16 protein-coding genes are annotated in these 19,004 nt (G+C 59.3%); 6 read left to right on the forward strand and 10 right to left on the reverse strand.

Features of this window, described 5'->3' with window-relative positions; genetic code table 11:
• Positions 1-89 precede the first annotated feature (89 nt).
• Both ACU688_RS12085 and ACU688_RS12090 read right to left on the reverse strand, forming a co-directional pair.
• Entirely contained in the window at positions 90-1,832 is a 1,743-nt protein-coding gene (locus ACU688_RS12085) for a phosphoethanolamine transferase CptA (protein WP_448185579.1), read from the reverse strand.
• 139 nt (positions 1,833-1,971) lie between these two features.
• Positions 1,972-2,148, reverse strand: coding sequence for a DUF6026 family protein (locus tag ACU688_RS12090; protein WP_448184876.1), 177 nt, complete (start codon positions 2,146-2,148; stop codon positions 1,972-1,974).
• A gap of 269 nt (positions 2,149-2,417) precedes the next feature.
• Here ACU688_RS12090 and gnd point away from each other — a divergent pair, with 269 nt between their 5' ends.
• From gnd to ACU688_RS12110, 4 genes are all read left to right on the forward strand, one after another.
• A complete protein-coding gene (gene gnd / locus ACU688_RS12095; RefSeq protein ID WP_448184877.1) occupies positions 2,418-3,401 on the forward strand; it encodes a phosphogluconate dehydrogenase (NAD(+)-dependent, decarboxylating) in 984 nt (327 codons plus the stop codon).
• The gene (gene zwf, locus ACU688_RS12100; protein WP_448184878.1) at positions 3,398-4,921 is read left to right on the forward strand and encodes a glucose-6-phosphate dehydrogenase; all 1,524 of its coding nucleotides are present in this window, start codon (positions 3,398-3,400) and stop codon (positions 4,919-4,921) included. The genes gnd and zwf overlap by 4 nt, the downstream gene beginning before the upstream one ends.
• Positions 4,918-5,748 carry an HAD family hydrolase gene (locus ACU688_RS12105; RefSeq protein WP_448184879.1) on the forward strand — a complete coding sequence of 277 codons (831 nt, stop codon included), beginning with the start codon at positions 4,918-4,920 and terminating at the stop codon, positions 5,746-5,748. The genes zwf and ACU688_RS12105 overlap by 4 nt, the downstream gene beginning before the upstream one ends.
• Positions 5,749-5,844: 96 nt before the next feature.
• Positions 5,845-10,554 (forward strand): dermonecrotic toxin domain-containing protein, encoded by a 4,710-nt coding sequence (locus ACU688_RS12110; RefSeq protein ID WP_448184880.1) that lies wholly within the window; start codon positions 5,845-5,847, stop codon positions 10,552-10,554.
• 1 nt (position 10,555) lies between these two features.
• Here the strand turns inward: ACU688_RS12110 and ACU688_RS12115 are convergent, their stop codons facing one another.
• On the reverse strand, positions 10,556-10,816 hold the full coding sequence (locus ACU688_RS12115) for a hypothetical protein (protein WP_448184881.1): 261 nt from the start codon (positions 10,814-10,816) through the stop codon (positions 10,556-10,558).
• 344 nt (positions 10,817-11,160) lie between these two features.
• Between ACU688_RS12115 and ACU688_RS12120 the strand changes: the two genes are divergently transcribed.
• On the forward strand, positions 11,161-12,486 hold the full coding sequence (locus ACU688_RS12120; protein ID WP_448184882.1) for a sigma-54 dependent transcriptional regulator: 1,326 nt from the start codon (positions 11,161-11,163) through the stop codon (positions 12,484-12,486).
• A 64-nt stretch (positions 12,487-12,550) separates the two neighbouring features.
• On the opposite strand, the gene fapF is transcribed toward ACU688_RS12120, so the two are convergent.
• The 7 genes from fapF to ACU688_RS12155 form a co-directional block, all read right to left on the reverse strand.
• Positions 12,551-13,858: a fibril amyloid transporter FapF gene (gene fapF / locus ACU688_RS12125; RefSeq protein ID WP_448184883.1), complete on the reverse strand. Its 1,308-nt coding sequence runs from the start codon at positions 13,856-13,858 to the stop codon at positions 12,551-12,553.
• Positions 13,859-13,907: 49 nt separating this feature from the next.
• A complete protein-coding gene (fapE, locus tag ACU688_RS12130) occupies positions 13,908-14,654 on the reverse strand; it encodes a fibril amyloid subunit FapE (RefSeq protein WP_448184884.1) in 747 nt (248 codons plus the stop codon).
• 38 nt (positions 14,655-14,692) lie between these two features.
• Positions 14,693-15,373: a fibril amyloid maturation endopeptidase FapD gene (fapD, locus tag ACU688_RS12135; protein ID WP_448184885.1), complete on the reverse strand. Its 681-nt coding sequence runs from the start codon at positions 15,371-15,373 to the stop codon at positions 14,693-14,695.
• 62 nt (positions 15,374-15,435) lie between these two features.
• Positions 15,436-16,176, reverse strand: a complete 741-nt coding sequence (fapC, locus tag ACU688_RS12140) for an amyloid-like fimbrin subunit FapC (protein ID WP_448184886.1) — start codon at positions 16,174-16,176, stop codon at positions 15,436-15,438.
• Positions 16,177-16,243: 67 nt separating this feature from the next.
• Complete coding sequence (fapB, locus tag ACU688_RS12145) at positions 16,244-16,795, reverse strand: fibril amyloid subunit FapB (protein WP_448184887.1); 552 nt, start codon at positions 16,793-16,795, stop codon at positions 16,244-16,246.
• Positions 16,792-17,253: a fibril amyloid chaperone protein FapA gene (gene fapA / locus ACU688_RS12150; protein WP_448184888.1), complete on the reverse strand. Its 462-nt coding sequence runs from the start codon at positions 17,251-17,253 to the stop codon at positions 16,792-16,794. The genes fapB and fapA overlap by 4 nt, the downstream gene beginning before the upstream one ends.
• Positions 17,254-17,582: 329 nt before the next feature.
• Positions 17,583-18,578 (reverse strand): FecR family protein, encoded by a 996-nt coding sequence (locus ACU688_RS12155; RefSeq protein WP_448184889.1) that lies wholly within the window; start codon positions 18,576-18,578, stop codon positions 17,583-17,585.
• Between the two features lie 141 nt (positions 18,579-18,719).
• Between ACU688_RS12155 and ACU688_RS12160 the strand changes: the two genes are divergently transcribed.
• Positions 18,720-18,989: a PepSY domain-containing protein gene (locus ACU688_RS12160; protein ID WP_448184890.1), complete on the forward strand. Its 270-nt coding sequence runs from the start codon at positions 18,720-18,722 to the stop codon at positions 18,987-18,989.
• Positions 18,990-19,004: the final 15 nt, after the last annotated feature.

A 19,004-nucleotide genomic window follows, 5' to 3' on the forward strand; every position in this document is an offset into this window, starting at 1 on the left:
AGAAAAGGCCATTGCTCAAAGACGAAAGGAGCGAAGGAACTTTAGAGCTAGATGAGAATGATTGTTATCTTTTTGTTACAAGCCCGCGATTACTTAGCCACCACATCCGTGGGTTCGGTCTTCTTCGGCTTGATCAAGCTGAAATCAATCAACGGCTTCTGCTGGCGCAGGTACGGGTTGCCGATCATCTGTGGGCGCGCCTTGAAGCTGTCGCTGACCAGGCTTTTGCTGTGGTCCAGTTCGTCGAAGCTCAGCCCGGCGAGGTCGGCCCAGGTGTGGATCAACTGCGAGCTGCTGTAAGGGCGCTGCAAGTCGCCGGCGAAGTTCCAGTTGTGGGTCTCGCGCCATTTTGGCGAGGCGTAGGCCATGAAGGGAATGGTATACATCGGCGCCGTCGGCTTGCCTTCGTTACGCCCGAGCGTGGCGTGGCCGGCAGAGTCGAATACGTCTTCACCGTGGTCCGACAAGTACAGCAGGAAGCCGTTGGGGTCGGTCTTGGCGTAATCCTTGATCAGGCTCGACACCACGAAATCGTTGTACAGCACCGCATTGTCGTAACTGTTGTAGGTCGGCAATTGATCGTCGCTGACCCCGGCCGGCACGCCCTGGCGGTCGGTGAATTTGTCGAAGGTCGGCGGGTAGCGGTACTGGTAGCTCATGTGCGTGCCGAGCAAGTGGATCACGATGAACTTGCGCTCGGCCGGGTCGCCCAGGGCCTTGGCGAACGGTGGCAGTACGTCACCGTCGTACTGGCGCGCATTCTGGTTGCGGTTGTTGTTGAGGTAGACCTGTTCGTCGGCCTGTTCCGAGAATGTGGTGAGCATGGTGTTGCGCTTGGTCATGGTCTGCTGGTTGGTGATCCAGTAGGTCTTGTAACCGGCTTGTTTCATCACGCTGACAATGGACGGGGTCTTGAGGTACAGGTCCGGGTTCTCTTCGTCAGCAAAAGTGAGGACTTGTTGCAGCGCTTCAATGGTGTAGGGGCGCGGGGTGATGACGTTGTCGAACACCGCCAGTTGGTCGCGCAACTTGTCCAGTTCCGGCGTGGTGTTGCGCGGGTAACCGTAGAGGCTCATACGCTGGCGGTTGGTTGACTCGCCGATCACCAGCACCAGGGTCGAGGGTTGGCCGGCCATGGTGTCTTTGAGGTTGCGCAGCGGCGGGATCTGGCTGGCGCTGTCGAGCATGCCTTGCATGTTGTCCAGCTGTTGGGTGTAGCGGTGGTAGGCGACGATCATCTGCCACGGCACAGCCGGCTCGATACGCGCTTCGAAGCGGTCGATGGCATCTTCCATGGTGTCGCTGCGGGCGATCTGCTTGACCAGCGGGTAGCCGACAATCGCGATCACTATCGCAGCGGCCGCCACCAGCGCTTGGCCGCGCGGCAAATACACCGGGCGTACACGGGACCAGAGGAAAACGGCCAGGGCGGTGTGGGCAATAAACGCCAGCACGATCCACCAGGCGAAGTATTGGGTGGCATATTCGCCGGCTTCAGAGATGTTCGACTCGAACATGATGAAGATGACGCTTTGGGAAAATTCCTGCTGGTAGATGAAGAAGTAACCCAGGCTGGCCATGGAACAGGCCCACAGCACCACGCCGATCAAGGCGGCGAGCAAACGGGTGTAGCGTGGGAACACCAACAGCGGTGCCAGCCACAGTGCACTCATGAAGAATGCCTGGCGAAAGCCCGCGAAACCGGAAGTGCCGGTCGCCAGGATAAGAAGTTGGGTAATACCCGAGAAGTACCAGAAAAACAGGAACAGCCAGCCAAGGCCGGCCCAATCAAAGCCTTTCGCAGACTTAGTGCTGCGTTTGAACATCGCCATCCAGCGCTCCAACCCGGTGATTTTCAGTTGTGCGCAGGAATGCACGCAACAGAGGCCACCCTTGCATGGGGTGGCCCTTGGGGGCTGGAGTATCGAGAAGGGGGTGTGAAAACTTCGTGAGTTTTTTGTAAGGATTGCCTTACAGGGCGCTTAGCGCCGGGGTCGAGGCCTGATCGAGCTGGGCTTGCAGGTGCGAGCGCAGGCGCAGGACTTCCTGCTGCAATTGATCACGCTCATTCTTCAGCTGGCGCAACTCATCGCGACGGACAGTGACGTAGAGGGTCTGTGGAGGGCGGGTCATCTGTGCTGTGCTCATTGCTTGCCTCGCAAATAGCCGGTAGATCGCGGTGCCAGAACGCTTGATTCGAGGTTCTCGGCATCAGTCGGAAGCAAGTCTGAATTCTTTTTTGCGGCAAGGGAACTTTTTTATTTTTGATGGTCGTGTGACTTTCGCTGCCGTGATGGTGAAACGATGGCTACTTTTTTGTCATGAAACTGAATGGATCTGTGCTGTTCTCATCCTCATTAGCCTCATTGCGCTATAAACTATGTCACACATTTTTTAGTAGTTAGGAGCATCAGCACATGCAACTGGGGATTATCGGACTAGGCCGCATGGGCGGGAATATTGCACGGCGCCTGATGCTCAATGGGCATACCACCGTTGTTTTCGACCGTAACGAAGCATTTGTCAAAACCTTGAGCGAAGAGGGCGCCACCGGCGTTTCCGATCTCAAGGCTCTGGTCGCCGGGCTGCAAACGCCCCGCGCCGTGTGGGTGATGCTGCCAGCCGGCGCGCCCACCGAAGACACGATCAATGAACTGAGCGAACTGCTGGATGCCGGCGATGTGATCATCGACGGCGGCAACACCAACTATAAGGATGACGTGCGTCGTGGCAAGGCGCTGGCGGAAAAAGGCCTGCACTACGTCGACGTTGGCACCTCCGGCGGCGTCTGGGGCCTGGAGCGTGGCTATTGCATGATGATCGGCGGCGACACCGCAACCGTGCAGCGCCTCGACCCGATCTTCAAGACCCTGGCCCCAGGCCTGGGCAACATCCCGCGCACCAAGGACCGCAAAGACAGCGCTGACCCGCGCGCCGAACAAGGCTACATCCACGCCGGCCCTGCGGGTTCCGGGCACTTCGTCAAGATGATCCACAACGGCATCGAGTACGGGATGATGCAGGCGTTTGCCGAAGGGTTTGACATCCTCAAGACCAAGAACTCGGACAACCTGCCCGAAGACCAGCGCTTCGACCTCAACGTCGCCGACATCGCCGAAGTCTGGCGCCGTGGCAGCGTGGTGTCGTCCTGGTTGCTGGACCTGACCGCAGACGCCCTGGCCACCGACCCGAAACTCGACGGTTACTCCGGCTCCGTGGCCGACAGTGGCGAAGGCCGCTGGACCATCGAAGCCGCCATGGAACAAGCCGTGCCGGTGCCAGTACTGTCTACCTCGCTGTTCGCCCGTTTCCGCTCGCGCCAGCAGAGCACCTACGGTGACAAAATGCTTTCCGCCATGCGTTTCGGCTTTGGTGGCCATGTGGAGACTTCCAAAAAATGACCGCTAACGGCAAGAAGTCCAAGGCCGAACCCGCTCCAGCCACCACCCTGTTTCTGTTTGGCGCCCATGGCGACCTGGTCAAGCGCCTGCTGATGCCGGCGCTGTACAACCTCAGTCGCGATGGGTTGCTGGGCGATGGCCTGCGTATTGTTGGCGTTGATCACAACGCCATCAGTGACGCGGACTTTGCCAAGAAGCTCGAAGACTTCATCCGCACCGAGGCCGCCAGCAAGGTCAAGGGCAATGCCGACAACGCCCTGGACCCACAATTGTGGGTCCAGCTGGCCAAAGGCATCAGCTACGTCGAGGGCGACTTCCTCGACGACAGCACCTATGCCGACATCGGCCAGAAGATCGCTGACAGCGGTACGGGCAATGCGGTGTTCTACCTGGCCACTGCACCGCGCTTCTTCAGTGAAGTGGTGCAGCGCCTGGGCAGTGCCGGCTTGCTGGCGGAAACCGAGGAAGGTTTCCGCCGTGTGGTGATCGAAAAGCCCTTCGGCTCCGACCTCGCCACCGCCGAAGCGTTGAACGCCAGCCTGCTCAAGGTGATGAGCGAGAAGCAGATCTACCGCATCGACCATTACCTGGGCAAGGAAACCGTACAGAACATCCTCATCAGCCGTTTTTCCAACGTGCTGTTCGAAGCGTTCTGGAACAATCATTACATTGACCACGTGCAAATCACCGCCGCCGAAACCGTCGGCGTGGAAACCCGGGGCAATTTCTTCGAAAAAACCGGCACCTTGCGCGACATGGTGCCCAACCACCTGTTCCAGTTGCTGGCGATGGTGGCCATGGAGCCGCCGGCGGCCTTTGGTGCCGACGCCGTGCGCGGTGAAAAGGCCAAGGTGATCGGCGCGGTGCGTCCCTGGTCCCTGGAGGATGCGCGGGCCAACTCGGTACGTGGGCAATACACCGCCGGTGAGATTGGCGGCAAGCAGCTGCCGGGTTACCGCGAAGAGGCCAACGTGGCGCCCGACAGCAGCACCGAAACCTTCGTCGCCCTCAAAGTGATGATCGACAACTGGCGCTGGGTTGGCGTGCCGTTCTACCTGCGCACCGGCAAGCGCATGAGCGTGCGCGACACCGAAATCGTCATCTGCTTCAAACCGGCGCCCTATGCGCAGTTTCGCGACACCGAAGTGGATGAACTCAAGCCTACTTACTTGAAAATCCAGATCCAGCCCAATGAAGGCATGTGGTTCGACCTGTTGGCGAAAAAGCCCGGGCCGACCCTGGACATGGCCAACATCCAGCTGGGTTTTGCCTACAAGGACTTCTTCGAAATGCAGCCATCGACCGGGTACGAAACCCTGATCTACGACTGCATGACCGGCGACCAGACCTTGTTCCAGCGTGCGGACAACATCGAAAACGGCTGGCGTGCGGTGCAGCCGTTTCTTGATGCGTGGAAGCAGGATGACGGGATCGAGGCCTACAAGGCCGGCGAAGATGGCCCGGCAGCGGCAGATGCGTTGCTGGCCCGTGATGGCCGCACTTGGCACACACTCGGATGAGTGATGCCGCGATTCATCCCATCCGATTTGTCCTCAGTGATGTGGACGGCACGCTGCTGCACCCGGATCACCGGCTCAGCCAGCGCACGCTGGACGCGGTGCGGGCCTTGCGCGCCGCCGGGGTGTTTTTCAGCCTGGCCAGCGGGCGTCCGCCCAGGGCCATGCTGCATCTGGTCGAGGCCTTTGGCATCGATATCCCGGTGGCGGGCTTCAATGGCGGCACGCTGATCAATCCCGACGGCAGCGTGCTGGTCGCCCATCATCTGCCCGCCGAAGCGGCGCTGGTCACCCTGGCGCTGTTGTCGGCCGAGCCAGACGTGGAGGTCTGGGTGTTTGCCGACGGCGACTGGTTGCGCCGCGACCCTCCTGGGCCGATGGTGCAGCGCGAGGCTGATGGCCTGGGCTACGGGCCGGTCGTGGTGGAGAGTTTCGAGCCGTATCTGGACCGAATCGACAAAATCGTCGGCGCCAGTCTCAACACGCAACGGCTGATCGAGTTGGAAGCGCAGTTGCAGCCCAAGGTTCAAGGTTTGGCCCAAGTTTCGCGTTCGCAACCGGTTTACCTGGATGTGACGGCGATGCTCGCCAACAAGGGCGAAGCGCTGAAGACACTGGCCGCGCACCTGGGGGTGGCGCTGGAGCAAACCGTCGCGATTGGCGATGGCGGCAATGACCCGGCAATGTTCCAGGTAGCCGGGTTGTCGATTGCCATGGGGCAGGCCGAAGAGGCGGTCAAGCGCCAGGCCAATGTGGTCACCGGCAGCAATGTCGAAGAAGGCGCGGCACAAGCATTCGAGCATTTTATCCTGTCAGCGGGCGTGCAATAGCCAGCTACCGCCTACTCACCCAGCAATGTCTGAACACTGATGGCCGACCTTGGCGCCCCGATTTTCGGGGCGCTGTTGTATTAAAGGAAGCGTGCCATGACCACCGAAGTGTCCTTGTCTCCCAGTTCGTCTGCGCTGTACCAGGCGCAAATGTTGCGGCGTTACTTTCTTTCGTGCCCAAGCTTGCAGGATGTAGCGGTCAAGTCCTTGCATCGCAGCCTGGGTGATCGTTATCGCTGGCTCACCATCGACCAGAATCAGCCCGTCCTGATGGAGCCGCTGTACAGTTTTGACGGCAAAGCCTTCAAGCTCGACGGCTACAGCAACCTGACAGTGGCCGACGCCTTGATTGAGCGCTGCGCCAGCGGGAGGTTTGTCGATTACAGCCAGGGCCAGTTTCTGGTCGATAAACTTGGCAACGGTGCGCCGATCCCGCTGCATGTCCAAAACAGCGATCTGGAGCAAGTGATCAACGAGCGTGGCGCCACCTTGATTGAGGATTACCGCGAGGCACTGGTGGACTACTGGATGGCACGGGATGCCAACGGTACGGTGCGTTTTATCTGGTTGGCCGGTGTGCTCAAGAATGCCTTGCTCCTGGCCGCCGGCCGCGACGCCATTACCCATGAACAGTTGGACATGGTCATCGATGTGGTGGCCGACCCACTGTACGCCAATGGCACACGCGCCTACATCGTTGACCAATGGGGGGAGTCCGGTGCGGTCAACCTGGAAATGCTGCGCGGCCTGGTCCTGGTCCGCCAGCGGGGGACTGCCACCACGGTGTTGTTGTTCACGTTGGCCAGGGGCATCCAGGTGTTCGACTCATTGGAAAACCTGGGTAAGTGGCTGGTCAATCTATTGAGCGATATGGCTCCCGGCCACGCTATGCAATGGCGCCTGCACGCGCCCAACGCCAATATTTTCCACAGTTTCAGCCTGACGTTTCTTGCCAAGCAACTTTCCGACATCCGGGCACTGTTGCCCTTGGTCCGTCCCTATAACAGCGAATTGCGTGTGCTGGAGCGCGCCGTGCAGGCGGTGACCGTTGATTTTGATACGGCGCCCATCGAGTCGCCGCACATGGCGCGTTTGCGTGCCGCGTTGCCCGGCTGGCTGTTGCGGGCGCCGCCGCAGTTACAGATGGACATGGCCCGCTACGCCATCGACCTCGCAGCCTCCTTGCGCCAACCTGGCTGGAAGCCCTTCGACGAAGGTATTCCCTCCCTTGACGCCTTTGCCAAGAGTGCCTTGTCCGCGCAAATCGCCAAGGATTTCCCGGGTGAGCCTGCGTTGGACCTTGACGCACTGCAGGTGCGGATGCAGCTGGACGAACCCGATCGGCCGGGTACGGTAAAACCTTTCTGGCATGTGCCGCCGTTACTCACCCATGTGCTGTGGACGATGCCGGGGTTGGCCTGGCTGGGAACCGGCGAGTTGGCCCCCGAGCGTTTGTCCCTGGCCCCGAGCGAACCTGGGGGCGACGGGGCCTGGTTGACGATCGAAAACGTCATGAGCCTGGTGGCAGGTGCCAGCATTGGCGGTGGCTTTGCAAAATTGATCACAGACACCTTTCACGAACAGGCGCAGGCCAATTGGCGCAAGGCGCGGTTTGCCGAGCAACTGCGCCTGCAACTGCCGATGTTGGCGCTGGAGTATCACCTCAAGTACCCGCAAGCCTTTTCTCGCTGGGCCTACAACGCAGTGGTCGCGGTGTTGAAGTCGGACGAGGCGCAGCGCAAGGTCGATGAACAACCCATCGTCCTGCGCCCCTTGGCCTTCAAGACCCGTGACGGTGGGCCTGACTGCGTAAGCAACATGTTTGTGATTGGGCCGTTGGACATTCGCGCGGGCAGCCACTTGCTTTACCGGCCGATGGCGCAGGTGAAGCTGATCGAGTTTTCCAACTGGGATGCAATTCTCAACGCGATACGCCAACCCGGGCCTCTGCAATACCAGGTATTGGGCTGGATGACCGAGCCTGCGCGAAGCCGCTACCTGGTGCCGGACCTGCCGGTGCCAGACCCTGGGATGTTTCAGTTGCTGGATTTCAACGCGAGCGTGTGGACGACCGACCCCGTCACCCAAGCGCAGGACGTGGTGCAGGGCGACTATTTGGAGGCGTTGTTCGTCAGCGCCGTGCAAGCCATGTCCGACCTGCCGCAGCGGCAGACGTTGAAGGGGATGGAAGGGCTTTGGGATTGGGTCAAACGTTACTTCGGCTTGGGGCTGGCATTGATACTCAGCCTCTATGGTGGCCCCGTGGGCACGGCGGCAGGCTGGTTGCTTGGGGCGTGGGCGATTGCGCAGGATGTGTCGCAGCTTGCTTCCGGTGAGAGCGCAGGCAAGGCGGGCACGATCGTCGATTTGTTGCTCAATATCGGTTTGATCCTGTTGAGCCGCGGTCGCCTATCTACCGCGGTTGAAGCGCCGGCGGCGGCGGATACGTTGTTGGCGATCTCTCAGGGGACCGATCTGGAGCGTTCCATCGAGATGAACTGGTCGGAAGCGCCGGAGCTGCCATCCGAGGGCGGCAATACCAGCCGAGCTGCTGCGGTGCAGTTGCCGACTGAACAAGGTTCGTCCTTGCTGGTGCGTGGCGATATGGGGTTGGAACAGACCTGGAGCGGTCTCTACAGCCGCCTCTCGGTGATTCGCCAGGCGGAGTTGGCCCTGTACCGGGTGCGGGTGCTGCCCTATGCGCAGCGTATTCACACCGGTAACTTCCGAGGGCTGTATCGCGCCAACGGCAATCTGTTTGCCGATATCGCGGGCGACTGGTTCAAGGTCGAAGAGCATGACGGGATTGTGCGGGTGGTCAGCGATGATATGGCGACGCGTGAAGGCCCTGCACTGACCAGCACAGACCAGGGGCTTTGGGGCTTTGCCCCCGAACCCAAGCAGCCGGAAGACCTGAAGCAGGCCCTGAAGCTTGAGCAACAGCGCCTTGACCAACTGAACAGCGATGAGCAGCGTCGCACCGAACTGGATCTTGAGTACGACAGGCTGACCAAGCAATTCGACGGCCTGGTGTTTACCGACAATGAAACCCTGGAAAGCGTTACCCACCGCTTTGCCGAACCCGGTAATCGGACGCTGATTGATGACGAACTGTTCAAGGCTGACGCGTCCCACTGGTGCGCGACGACGTTGCTCGATGCCTTGGTGCGTCGCCGGCAAATATTGCTGGTACGTAATTTCAGCGCATTGTCGAACAAGTTCTCTGCGGGCGCGGTCAAGGCGCGGCGTGTCCAGGTGACGCTGTACGGTGGCAAGCGCAACGTGATGATGATGCACGACCAAATCCAGGTGGTGTCCTTTGACGCGTCGAATCTTACTGATGTAGTACTGACCCCCACGACGTTGCGTCAGGTGGGCCCCAAGTTGCCCGCCTATGTGGCGCTGCAGCAAAAGGCCATCGATGCCTGCCAGGAAGCGGAGGTGCGTTTTGAAGAAATGAAACAGCACGGCCGCCTCGCCGACACGGCGGTCGCCGCGCTGGGGACGCCCGCCTGGGTTGGACGGCGTGTTTCACTGAAGTGGCAAGAATTGCAACTGCGCACCCTGGCACTGACGTGCTTCGATGCCAGCGCCACCTGTTACCGGGACGCCACCCTTGATCTGATTCAAGAGGTCACCTCGTTGTGCAGCCTGAAACTGCTGAGCCGGCGCGAACTCTTCAGCTCTGGTCGTTTCAGCCTGGGCCAGCAGCTGCGTGTGCTGAACGACGTGCTCGACGCGTTGGTCTTGGCCAACAGCCGCCTGTCTTATCAGTTGGGGCCGTATCCGCTTTACACCAACGCGTGGGCAATGGGCACCTACCGCAGCTTCGTGCGCAGCCTGACCGAAGACCTCGAGACGGATCTGATAGCGACCTATCGGCTGTATGAAGCTGTCCCGGTCTCACCGGCGTCGGCCAGTGGCTCAAAGCAGATCATCGATGATGTCATTGCAGGTCTTGTGATTGGCAATCGACGCAGCGTTATTGAGCTGGGAGAGACGCAGGAGTATGTCGATGTGCTGGAGCCATTCGACCATCGCAGCGTTTGGTCATTTAAACGCTTGGGCAGCGACAAGGAACCGGTGTGGCAGGAGGTACCGCGACCGCAACCGGTGGTTGCGCCGGATGTGCCGGCCCATGAACGTCTTGCCGACATCGGCGGCGAAGCCAATCGCCTCTGGCGCATGGCGGGCCGGCAGTTCACCCAGATCACCGCGCTTGAGGCCATTGCGCGCATGTCGCCACGCCGGGTGCGCAGTGAGTGGGTGGGTTATGCGCAGCGAATGATCAATCAACGAGACCTGTTGATCGACGCATTGAAAGTGCCATCGGCGTCGAGCAAGCATCAGGATCTGCTGGAGTTCTTCAAAAACACGCCCATCATGTTGTATGACGAAATCGTGAGGTTCCAGGAGCAGGCGGGTCTGTCGCGCAAACGCATGATAATGAACCGCCCGCCCTCGTCCGAGAATCTGCAGATTCTGTACAAGTCATGGATGATTGATGTAGTCGAGGTGGCGTTGGACGATCCGCTGGCTCGACGCTTCGAAATCAGGGAGAGTTCGACAGGGCGCCCGTTCTGGGTCGCGAATTTTTCCTACGAAGGGCAGGCGGCGCGTGACATCGGTTTTCACTTCAGCCGGGGGGTGCTGAAACGCTATGTTGAGCGTGGCATCAGCGATAAGAAGTTGAAGCAACGTGCCACTAGCCCCGAACTTCTGATCAATGTCCTGCGTTCGAACATTGACCATGAAGTTGCGGAAATGGTGTTTTTTACCGAAGACGTCGAGCCGGTCTCAGTCTGAGTTACTTGGGCATTGCCCATGACTGCAACTGATAACCGCCTTTATCGAGTTCGGCACGGGCCTGTAATAGCACGTCTTCCAGTTGGGCCGGGTCGGTATAGGCGCTGGAGGGCAACTGTTTGCTGCCGATGCGCGTGTTTGTACGGTCGATGACGCTCAGGCTGAGGGCGCCATTGCCGTCATGCCAGGCCACGCATTGAAAGGGCTGGAAGGCACGGTCTGCGATCAAAAGAGCTTCGTTGATGCGGAGCGGGGCGTTCATGTGGGTCTTCTCTCTAATTGCCCAATCAAGTGAGTACCGTCGGTTGGGCGGGCCGTACGGTGAGTTACTTGTACTGATGCACGATGACGGGGTACGGGTCACATGTTAGAGCAAGAAAAATCAAACTTTCCTGATTGGCGTCATCTAAGCGGCTGTTTTGAAAGCTGAATGAAAGTTTCCCGGCGCAGTAACTTTTTAATCCGCGACGCAAGGAAGTGGCTTTTTGCCAACACTTATAGCGAAACGGTACAAGAAACGCGTCAATACCTTGCTACTGTAACGATCAGGCATCACAAACCGTTGTTTCTAAATAAATTTAACAATTTTGACGCCAAGGAATAGTCATGGTTGTTACACCTGTGCAGCGCCGCTTGCTGGTGGTTGACCCCTGTGACGACTGTCACGGGTTGCTGCCGGGTCTACGCACGGCCGGCTGGGAGGTGGACAGCTGTGCGCTGGAAGCCGTCGGGGATAGGTCGTGCGATGTTGGCCTGTTGCGTTTGCAGCCTTATCACCTGGAGCGCCCCGAGGCCGTCAAGGAACTGATTGGCCGCAGCGGCACTGAATGGATCGCCGTGCTCAGCCAAGACGTCTTGCGTCTGCAAAACGTCGGTGATTTTGTCTGCGAATGGTTCTTCGACTTCCACACCTTGCCGTTCGACGTGTCCCGGGTGCAGGTCACCCTGGGCCGCGCGTTCGGCATGGCGCGCTTGCGCGGCCAGGCCAATACCCCGGTGGACGGGCCCGAGCATGAATTGCTGGGGGACAGCCGGCCCATCCGCGAACTGCGCAAACTATTGTCCAAGCTGGCCCCGACGGAATCCCCGGTACTGATTCGTGGCGACAGCGGCACCGGTAAAGAACTGGTGGCCAAGACCCTGCATCGCCAATCCCAACGCCATGCCAAGCCGTTTGTTGCGATCAACTGCGGGGCGATCCCGGAACACCTGATCCAGTCGGAATTGTTCGGCCATGAAAAGGGCGCCTTCACGGGTGCACATCAGCGCAAGGTCGGACGTATCGAAGCGGCCCATGGTGGCACCCTGTTTCTCGATGAAATCGGCGACCTGCCCATGGAGCTGCAAGCCAACCTGCTGCGCTTCCTCCAGGAAAAACAGATCGAGCGCGTCGGCGGTAGCCAGCCGATTCCCGTGGACGTGCGGGTGTTGGCGGCGACCCACGTCGACCTCGAAGCGGCGGTTGAGAAGGGCACCTTTCGCGAAGACCTGTATTACCGGCTCAATGTCCTGCAAGTCATCACCGCACCCCTGCGCGAGCGTCACGGCGACGTCGCCATGCTGGCCAACCACTTCTCGCGTTTCTACAGCCAGGAAACCGGGCGCCGTCCGCGCAGTTTCAGCGAAAGCGCGCTCGTAGCGATGGGCAAACACCCGTGGCCAGGCAATGTCCGTGAACTTGCCAACCGCGTGCGCCGTGGCCTGGTACTGGCCGAAGGGCGGCAGATCGAAGCCGTTGATCTGGGATTGCAAAGCGAACAGGCAATTGTTTCACCGATGGCTACACTGGAGGATTACAAGCACCGCGCCGAACGCCAGGCGCTGTGCGATGTGCTCAACCGACACAGCGACAACCTGAGCGTTGCCGCCCGTGTGCTGGGAGTGTCCCGGCCGACGTTCTACCGGTTGCTGCACAAACACCAGATCCGCTAGGGCGGGTAAACCGAAAAGCCCCGCAACGACCCTTATCGTTGCGGGGCTTTTCCTTGTGTGGCGATCAGAAGTAGTAGGGGAATTTCAGGCTGAAGGTGAAGTCCGGTGCGTCGTCGGTCATGCCGATGGCCAGGTTGGGCACGATGGTCAGGTTAGGCGTGGCCGCGATGGTCATGCCCACGTTGAAGTAGCCCGCGTTGGCATCGCTGGAGACCACGGACTGCCAGTCGCCGCCGTCCGGCTTGAGCTTGCTCTTGCGTTGAATCAGGTCGGAGACCGAGAACGACATACTCATCTTCTCGTTCAGCGCGAAGGCAACACCGACGCCAAGTTGGAAGCTGTCGCCAAGGGCAACCTTGCCGCCGACTTTCTGGTTGACGTCACTGCTGATGTCGTCAAACGACCCTTCAAAGTTGTGGGTGTATGACAGCGAACCGAACAGCACGGCGGGGTCGAAGGTCTTCACCAGCGAGATGCCCGGTGTAATCGACCAGACGCCGTTACCCGTAGGCAAGTTCTCGGGTACGTAGAGGTTGGTATTGCTCGCTGACTGGACCAGCTTGATCCCGAAAGGCTCTTTGCCCGTTGGCGCCTTGACCCGCACCGACACCACCGCATCCGGCAGGGAAGGGGTTTCGTCGAGGAACTTGTAGGACACGCCAAAGTTGACATCGCCAATGGTCGGATCGCGACTGACGGACTCTTCGGAGGTCGAGGTGCCGCTACCGCCATTGGCGCCGCCGGATTGATAGGTCGATTCGCGGTACACCACCGGCACGTTGACGTCGAACTGCCAACGGTTATCGACGTTGTAGCGTCCGGTCAGGTCCAGGGTCCAGTTGTCGGACTTGATACGGTCCAGGTTGATATTGCCGAGGAAGATCGAGTCCAGCGCCAGGAACCCGTTGAGGGTCAATTGACGAGCGTCATATCGCGCGTAGGTGATGCCCGTTTCAAAACTGAAGTTGCCGTTGCCGAAAAAGCCGCTGGCCTCGTTATAAAGGTTGCTCACACTTTGCGCGGGGGCCGAATCGTCCTTGAGGGCTTGGCCATAGGAACTGCCGCCGCCGCCAGCGCCGCCTGAAGCCGCGGCCGCGCCGGTACCCGCAACGGTGGTGCCGTTGGCCTTTTGAAAGTCCGCCGGGGATTTCGCCAGGCGTTTCGGCGCGGGTGTTGCCGGCTGATCCTCAACCTGGCGAACCCGCTGCTCCAACACAGCCAGGGCCTTTTGTTGCACTTCGTACCGCTGCTTGAGTTCCAGAAGTTCCTGTTTGAGGGTCTCGATATCGGCGTCTGGCGCGGCATACAACATGGATGCGGGCAAGAGCGTACTTAAACAGACCACCGCACGTAGCGATAACGATCGATGCATGAAATAAGCCGTCCTTTTCTAATGCGAAAGTGTCGAGGGTCAGCGTAGTTCAATAACCGAGAGTGCGTAGGCCTTTGAGTTGATCCAGATTGCAGTTCAACGCTGGGTTGTTCAGTCCGTTATTGCCCATCACCACGTTGAGTTGGGTCATGTTGTTGACGAAGTTGGCGTTGCCGGTCAGGGCTATGGCTTGGCCTACGTTACCGCCACCGATCTGTTGGAGGCTGTTGCCTTGGTTGTTCTTGGCTTGAATCGCCATTTGCAGGCCGCCGTTTTTCGCCGAAACGGCGATATCACCCGCCGCACTGGTGCCCCTGACCACGCCGCCCGCCAGGAGTACCTCACCGGATTGCACGACATTGGCGGGCGCGAAGCCGTTTTCAGTCACGCTGATACCGACATTGTTGTAAGCCGTGTTGCCATCGCCGGCGGCGCGTACGCTTTGTGTCACGCCCTGGCCACTGCCCAAGCCAGCGCCCCCGGTTACCGTGCCGGCACCCGTGCCTTGGCCGGTTCCCGACCCCGAAGAGCCGTAGGTGTGTACATAAAATTGCGGGGTGACAGTGGAGGAGTCGATCTGCATGTTTGCGGTGCCGGTGATGACGTCGCCGGCGGCATTTTTGAAGGTGCTGCTCATGACGATGCCAAAACTGATGATTCGTCCTGGCATCACGTAACGGCCGCGTAGCTCGGCCATTTCCGAATCCTTGAGTTCAATCGGTGTGAACGCCGATGAAGCATAAGCGGGCATTGAGGCTGCCAGGCACATGACCGTCAGCCAACGGTAAGTGTTCATCTTTTGCTCCTGGAGCGTCCTGCCCCTTATTGCGCTTCTTAGAAGAAGTCGCTTTGGATGAAACCGAAATCCATCAGCTCGGCATCGCCTATGGGCCGGAACTCATTCAACTGGTTCTTGGCGGTCAACGGCAGGGGCGGGTCGAGGAGGGCATTGGTCTTGTCGTAACCTTCGCCCAAGACGGCGAAGACGATGCCATTCCAACCTTTGACGAAATCATCGTGTGAGTAGCGTTTATGGCCCAGCACCGGGTCGCCGATATACACCCAGTCCTTGTCGGAACGCTGCAGCACCACGAAGTGCTTGTAGCCACGAATCTCCAACAGCACCACCACAGGGATCTTCAAGGTCGCCAGAGTGTCTGGCCCGATCTTGTAGCCCCGGGCACGCATGTTGATGCTTTCGAGGTAGCGCTTCATGTCCAGCATGGAAAAGCCCTGGGTACGCACCAGGTCCTGGTCGGCGTTGACCAGCATGCCTTTGATCACGTGTTCTTCGTCTACGTCGAGCCAATAGCCCTGGCGCAGGATGGTGGCGAGTGCCGCAGCACCGCAGCTGAAATCGGTTTTCTGTTCCACCAGGTTGGCGAACTTGCGTTCACGGATGCTCTCGACCTTCTTGTAGATGACTGCACCGCCAGGCATGGCAGAGATCGCCATGGTGCCTGCCCAGGTTGGGCCGGTGAGCAGCATCAAGAGGGTGAGGGTCGCGAGGCGCATGATCGAATGACCTGTTGGACACTGGAATAAAAAGGGCCTTGTTGCCAAGGCCCCTTGTTGCATCAGAAGCGAACGCCGCTTTGGCAAACGCTGCAACCTTGGCCTACAGACAGGCTGTTGCTGCCTTGGTTGCCGGCACCGGATTGCAGGTTCACACCTACGTTGCCGGAGTTGCGGTTAACCGAGTTGTCGAGGCTGGAGTTGTTCGACACATACTGAGGTTTGCCATAGTGGCTATTCCCAGAAGCGGCGGCGCTGAGGTAGCTGTTGCCAAGCGAGTTTTGCTCGGTGTTGGCGGCCGCTGCGATGTTTTTGCCGTCAGCGGTGGTGATTGCCAGGTTGTTTTTACCCTGGTTGCCTTGACCGGCCTGACCGTTGTAACCCAGGTTGCCGGAGTTGCCGTTGAGGGAGTTATCCAGCGATGCGTTGTTTTGGGTGCCTTTGTTGATGAAGTTGTTCAGGCCGCTGTTTTGATTCACGTCGACCACGGCGAACACAGTTGCAAAGTCACCTTTGGCGCTGGAGATGGCGGCAGAGTTGTCTGCTTGGTTGCCAGTGCCGGATTGCACGTTAACCCCGGTGTTACCGTTGTTGCCGTTTACCGAGTTGTCGGCAGAGGCATTGTTTTCGGTGTTGGTGTCATCGAATTTGTTGCCGCCGCTGTTTTGCACGTCGGTCACCACAGAGGCAACCACACCGGTGGGTTGAGGCGCAGGGTGCCAGCCACCACCTGCTTGAGCAGCGGCAGCCATGAGTGCGGCGAGAGCGAAAACCATTGGTTTCAGAGCCATTTGAGGTTTCATGGTGTTTCTCCTTGCTTCTAATTAGTTGGTTAAGTGTTGGTACGGTCTAACTAGTGCTACCAAGCTGTTACTTGATAGTGATGCCCAGGGTGTTAGCCACTCGGTTCCCCACCCCTGCACTCTGGTTCACCTGAATCACTCCTCGGCTGCCTGTGAAGGCCTGGTCGCTTGTCACGACCTGGCGGCTGCCAGTGGTGGGGGTGAGCCCTGAGTCGGTTGCCAGCGTCGTCGTGTTCTGTTGCAACAGGACGCTGTCGTCGATGCTTTGCGGGCCAGCGTTGACGCTGATCCGCACGGCATTGACTAATTGGTTATTGGCCCCGGCTGACTGGTTGATACCCAACATGCCGTTGCCATTGGTAAAGGAGCTGCCCTCGATCGCGGCCTTGGCGTTCAGAGAGGGGTCGACCTTGCCGTCCATATTCTGGATATTGAGCGTGGTGGCCTGGCCACCGAGCGCAACGGCGCGGTTGTTGGCGGTTTGCTGCTGGTTGCCCGCCGACTGATTGATCATCACGTTGCCGCTGTAGGCTTTGCCGCTGTTGTTCATCACGGCAGTGTTGTCGGCCATCGCCGAGGCGCTGCCCAGCAGGGCGAGGAGAAGCAGGGAACGTTTCATTGTTTGCCCCCCAGCATGCCGCCAAGGTTGTTCAGCGGCGCCAAGCCACGCTGGATCGAGTCGCTGATCTGCCCCCCCATGCCGCCGCTGCTAGCGCCACTGCGGCTGGCAGCTGCGCCAGCGCCGAGCGTGGACATACTGTTTTGCGTGGCACTCAAGCCGGAGAGATTGCCGTTGGGCTGCAGGGAGCGGGTGATGCTCAAGCCGCTGCTGACGTTGCCGAAATCGCGGTCGCTCAGTTCGCCGGAAAGGGCGTCATGGATTTCGCGACTGGGATTGACGTTGGCGGTTTGGGGATATGGGTCAGGACCGAACGAAGCGCGACCGGCCATGTGCCCTTGCACATTACGACCTGTCACGATAATGCCGTCGCCTGCCAGGGTCGGAGCACTGATGCCAACGCTGAGTACACAGCTGATCAGCAGTACGTTCATCGAACCTTGAGTGAGTGTGATCACGGCGGCATTCCTTATTCTTCGCGCTGACCCTAAACAGCGCTGTAAGGGATAGAGCAGAAGCCGTGCCGCTTTTTAATTATTGTTGTTATTCAACCAGTTGACGTTTGTTCATGGTGGGATGGTGAGGGCGTTGTAACGCTGGCGAGACAACACCCCATTCACCTGCGCATACCCGGCCATAGCGCAAACGCTTCACCCAGCTGTATCACCGCTGAAACACCGCCCATGACAAAACGATGAATCCGTACCGTTCGGGCGATTCAGAGCAGAGGCGTGTTAAAAAAATGGACAGCGCAGGCGCGAGAATGCTCGGGCCTGCCAGCCGGGGATCAGCCTTTCGGCGTTTTACGCGGGATCGAATTGAGCACAGGATTGCCATCCTGGTTTTGCGTCAGGTACACCGGCAAAACCTTGGGCAGCGAGGGGACGAGGTTGTTGACCTCATTGATGTTGTAGATACCACCGATGCGGATCGTGCCGGTATTGGCATCGGCCAGCATCACCGCTTTTTTCAGGTAGCGGTTGATCAAAGGCAGCGCGTCGGCCAACGCCAGGTTGTCGAGTACCAGCTTGCCCTGGCGCCAGGCCAGGGCCGTGTCGTTGGGGTTGAACGCGTTGACTTGGGGAGTTGCATCCCCCAGGCGGTAACTGGCCTGCATCCCCGGCGTCAGCGGCACGCTGCCGTGCACCTGGTCGCTGGCGATCTGTACCGAGCCTTCGAGCAGCATCACGCGGACCTGGTCTTCGTACTTCCAGACGTTGAACTGCGTGCCCGTCACCCGTACCTGGCCGTCGCCGGCATGCACGATAAACGGATGGGTGCTGTCATGGCTGACCTTGAAAAATGCCTCGCCTTTTTTCAGCGTCACGCGCCGCTGGTCCTTGTAGTTGCTGTAGACCAACTCGGTGCCCAGGTTCAGTTCCACCTGGCTGCCATCGCCCAGCGTGATCTGGCGCAAACCACTGGATGCGTCGAATCGTTCATAGGCATTGGGCAACAGGCCCGCTTCCCAGCCGGTGAATGCCGCCAACGGCAGCGCCGCCAGGCAGACGGCTGCCGCCACGGCGAGTTTGCGCAGGCGGTGGCGGGGTTTGAAGGGTACGACTACCGACGCGGGTTCGTTGCGTGGCAGGTGGTCGGCGACATCCCAGATCTCCAGCATGGCCGCGTATTCAAAGGCGTGCAGCGGGTGGGCGTCGTGCCACTGTTCAAAAGCCTGGCGCTCGGCGGGCGTGCAGTCGTGCGCGTGCAGACGCATGCACCAATGCGCGGCGGCGTCGGTGATGGCGTCATATTCGGCTTCTGAAAGAGACTTTTCTGTCATTTAAACGTCCTGATTTCCCGCATTCTAACCTCCCGAGGTAGGTGCCGAGAACTGCCATCATGGTGATTGCACGCCAATTGGAACTTATTCTCGTTTGCGCGCACCTAAGCCTTTAGGACGTTCCCACAATGGAGTACGAAAATGCTGAAGAAAACCTTAGTCGCCCTGTTTGCAACCTCCGCGCTGTTGGGGGCTGGCACTGCCTTGGCCGATAAGCCGGGCGCAGGCTGGATTACCATTGAAAAGGCTATTGAAGTGGCCAAGACCAAGGCCGGCTACATCGAGGTGTACGCCGCCGAGGCCGATGACAACGGGTATTGGGAAGTCAAAGGCCGCAAGGCCGATGGCACGGTATATGAGGCGCGCATCGACGGCGCCTCGGGCAACATCCTGCGTGACCAGAAAGACTGATACACCCTCGGGGGC

It is taken from the genome of Pseudomonas acericola (SeqCode), assembly GCF_053456465.1.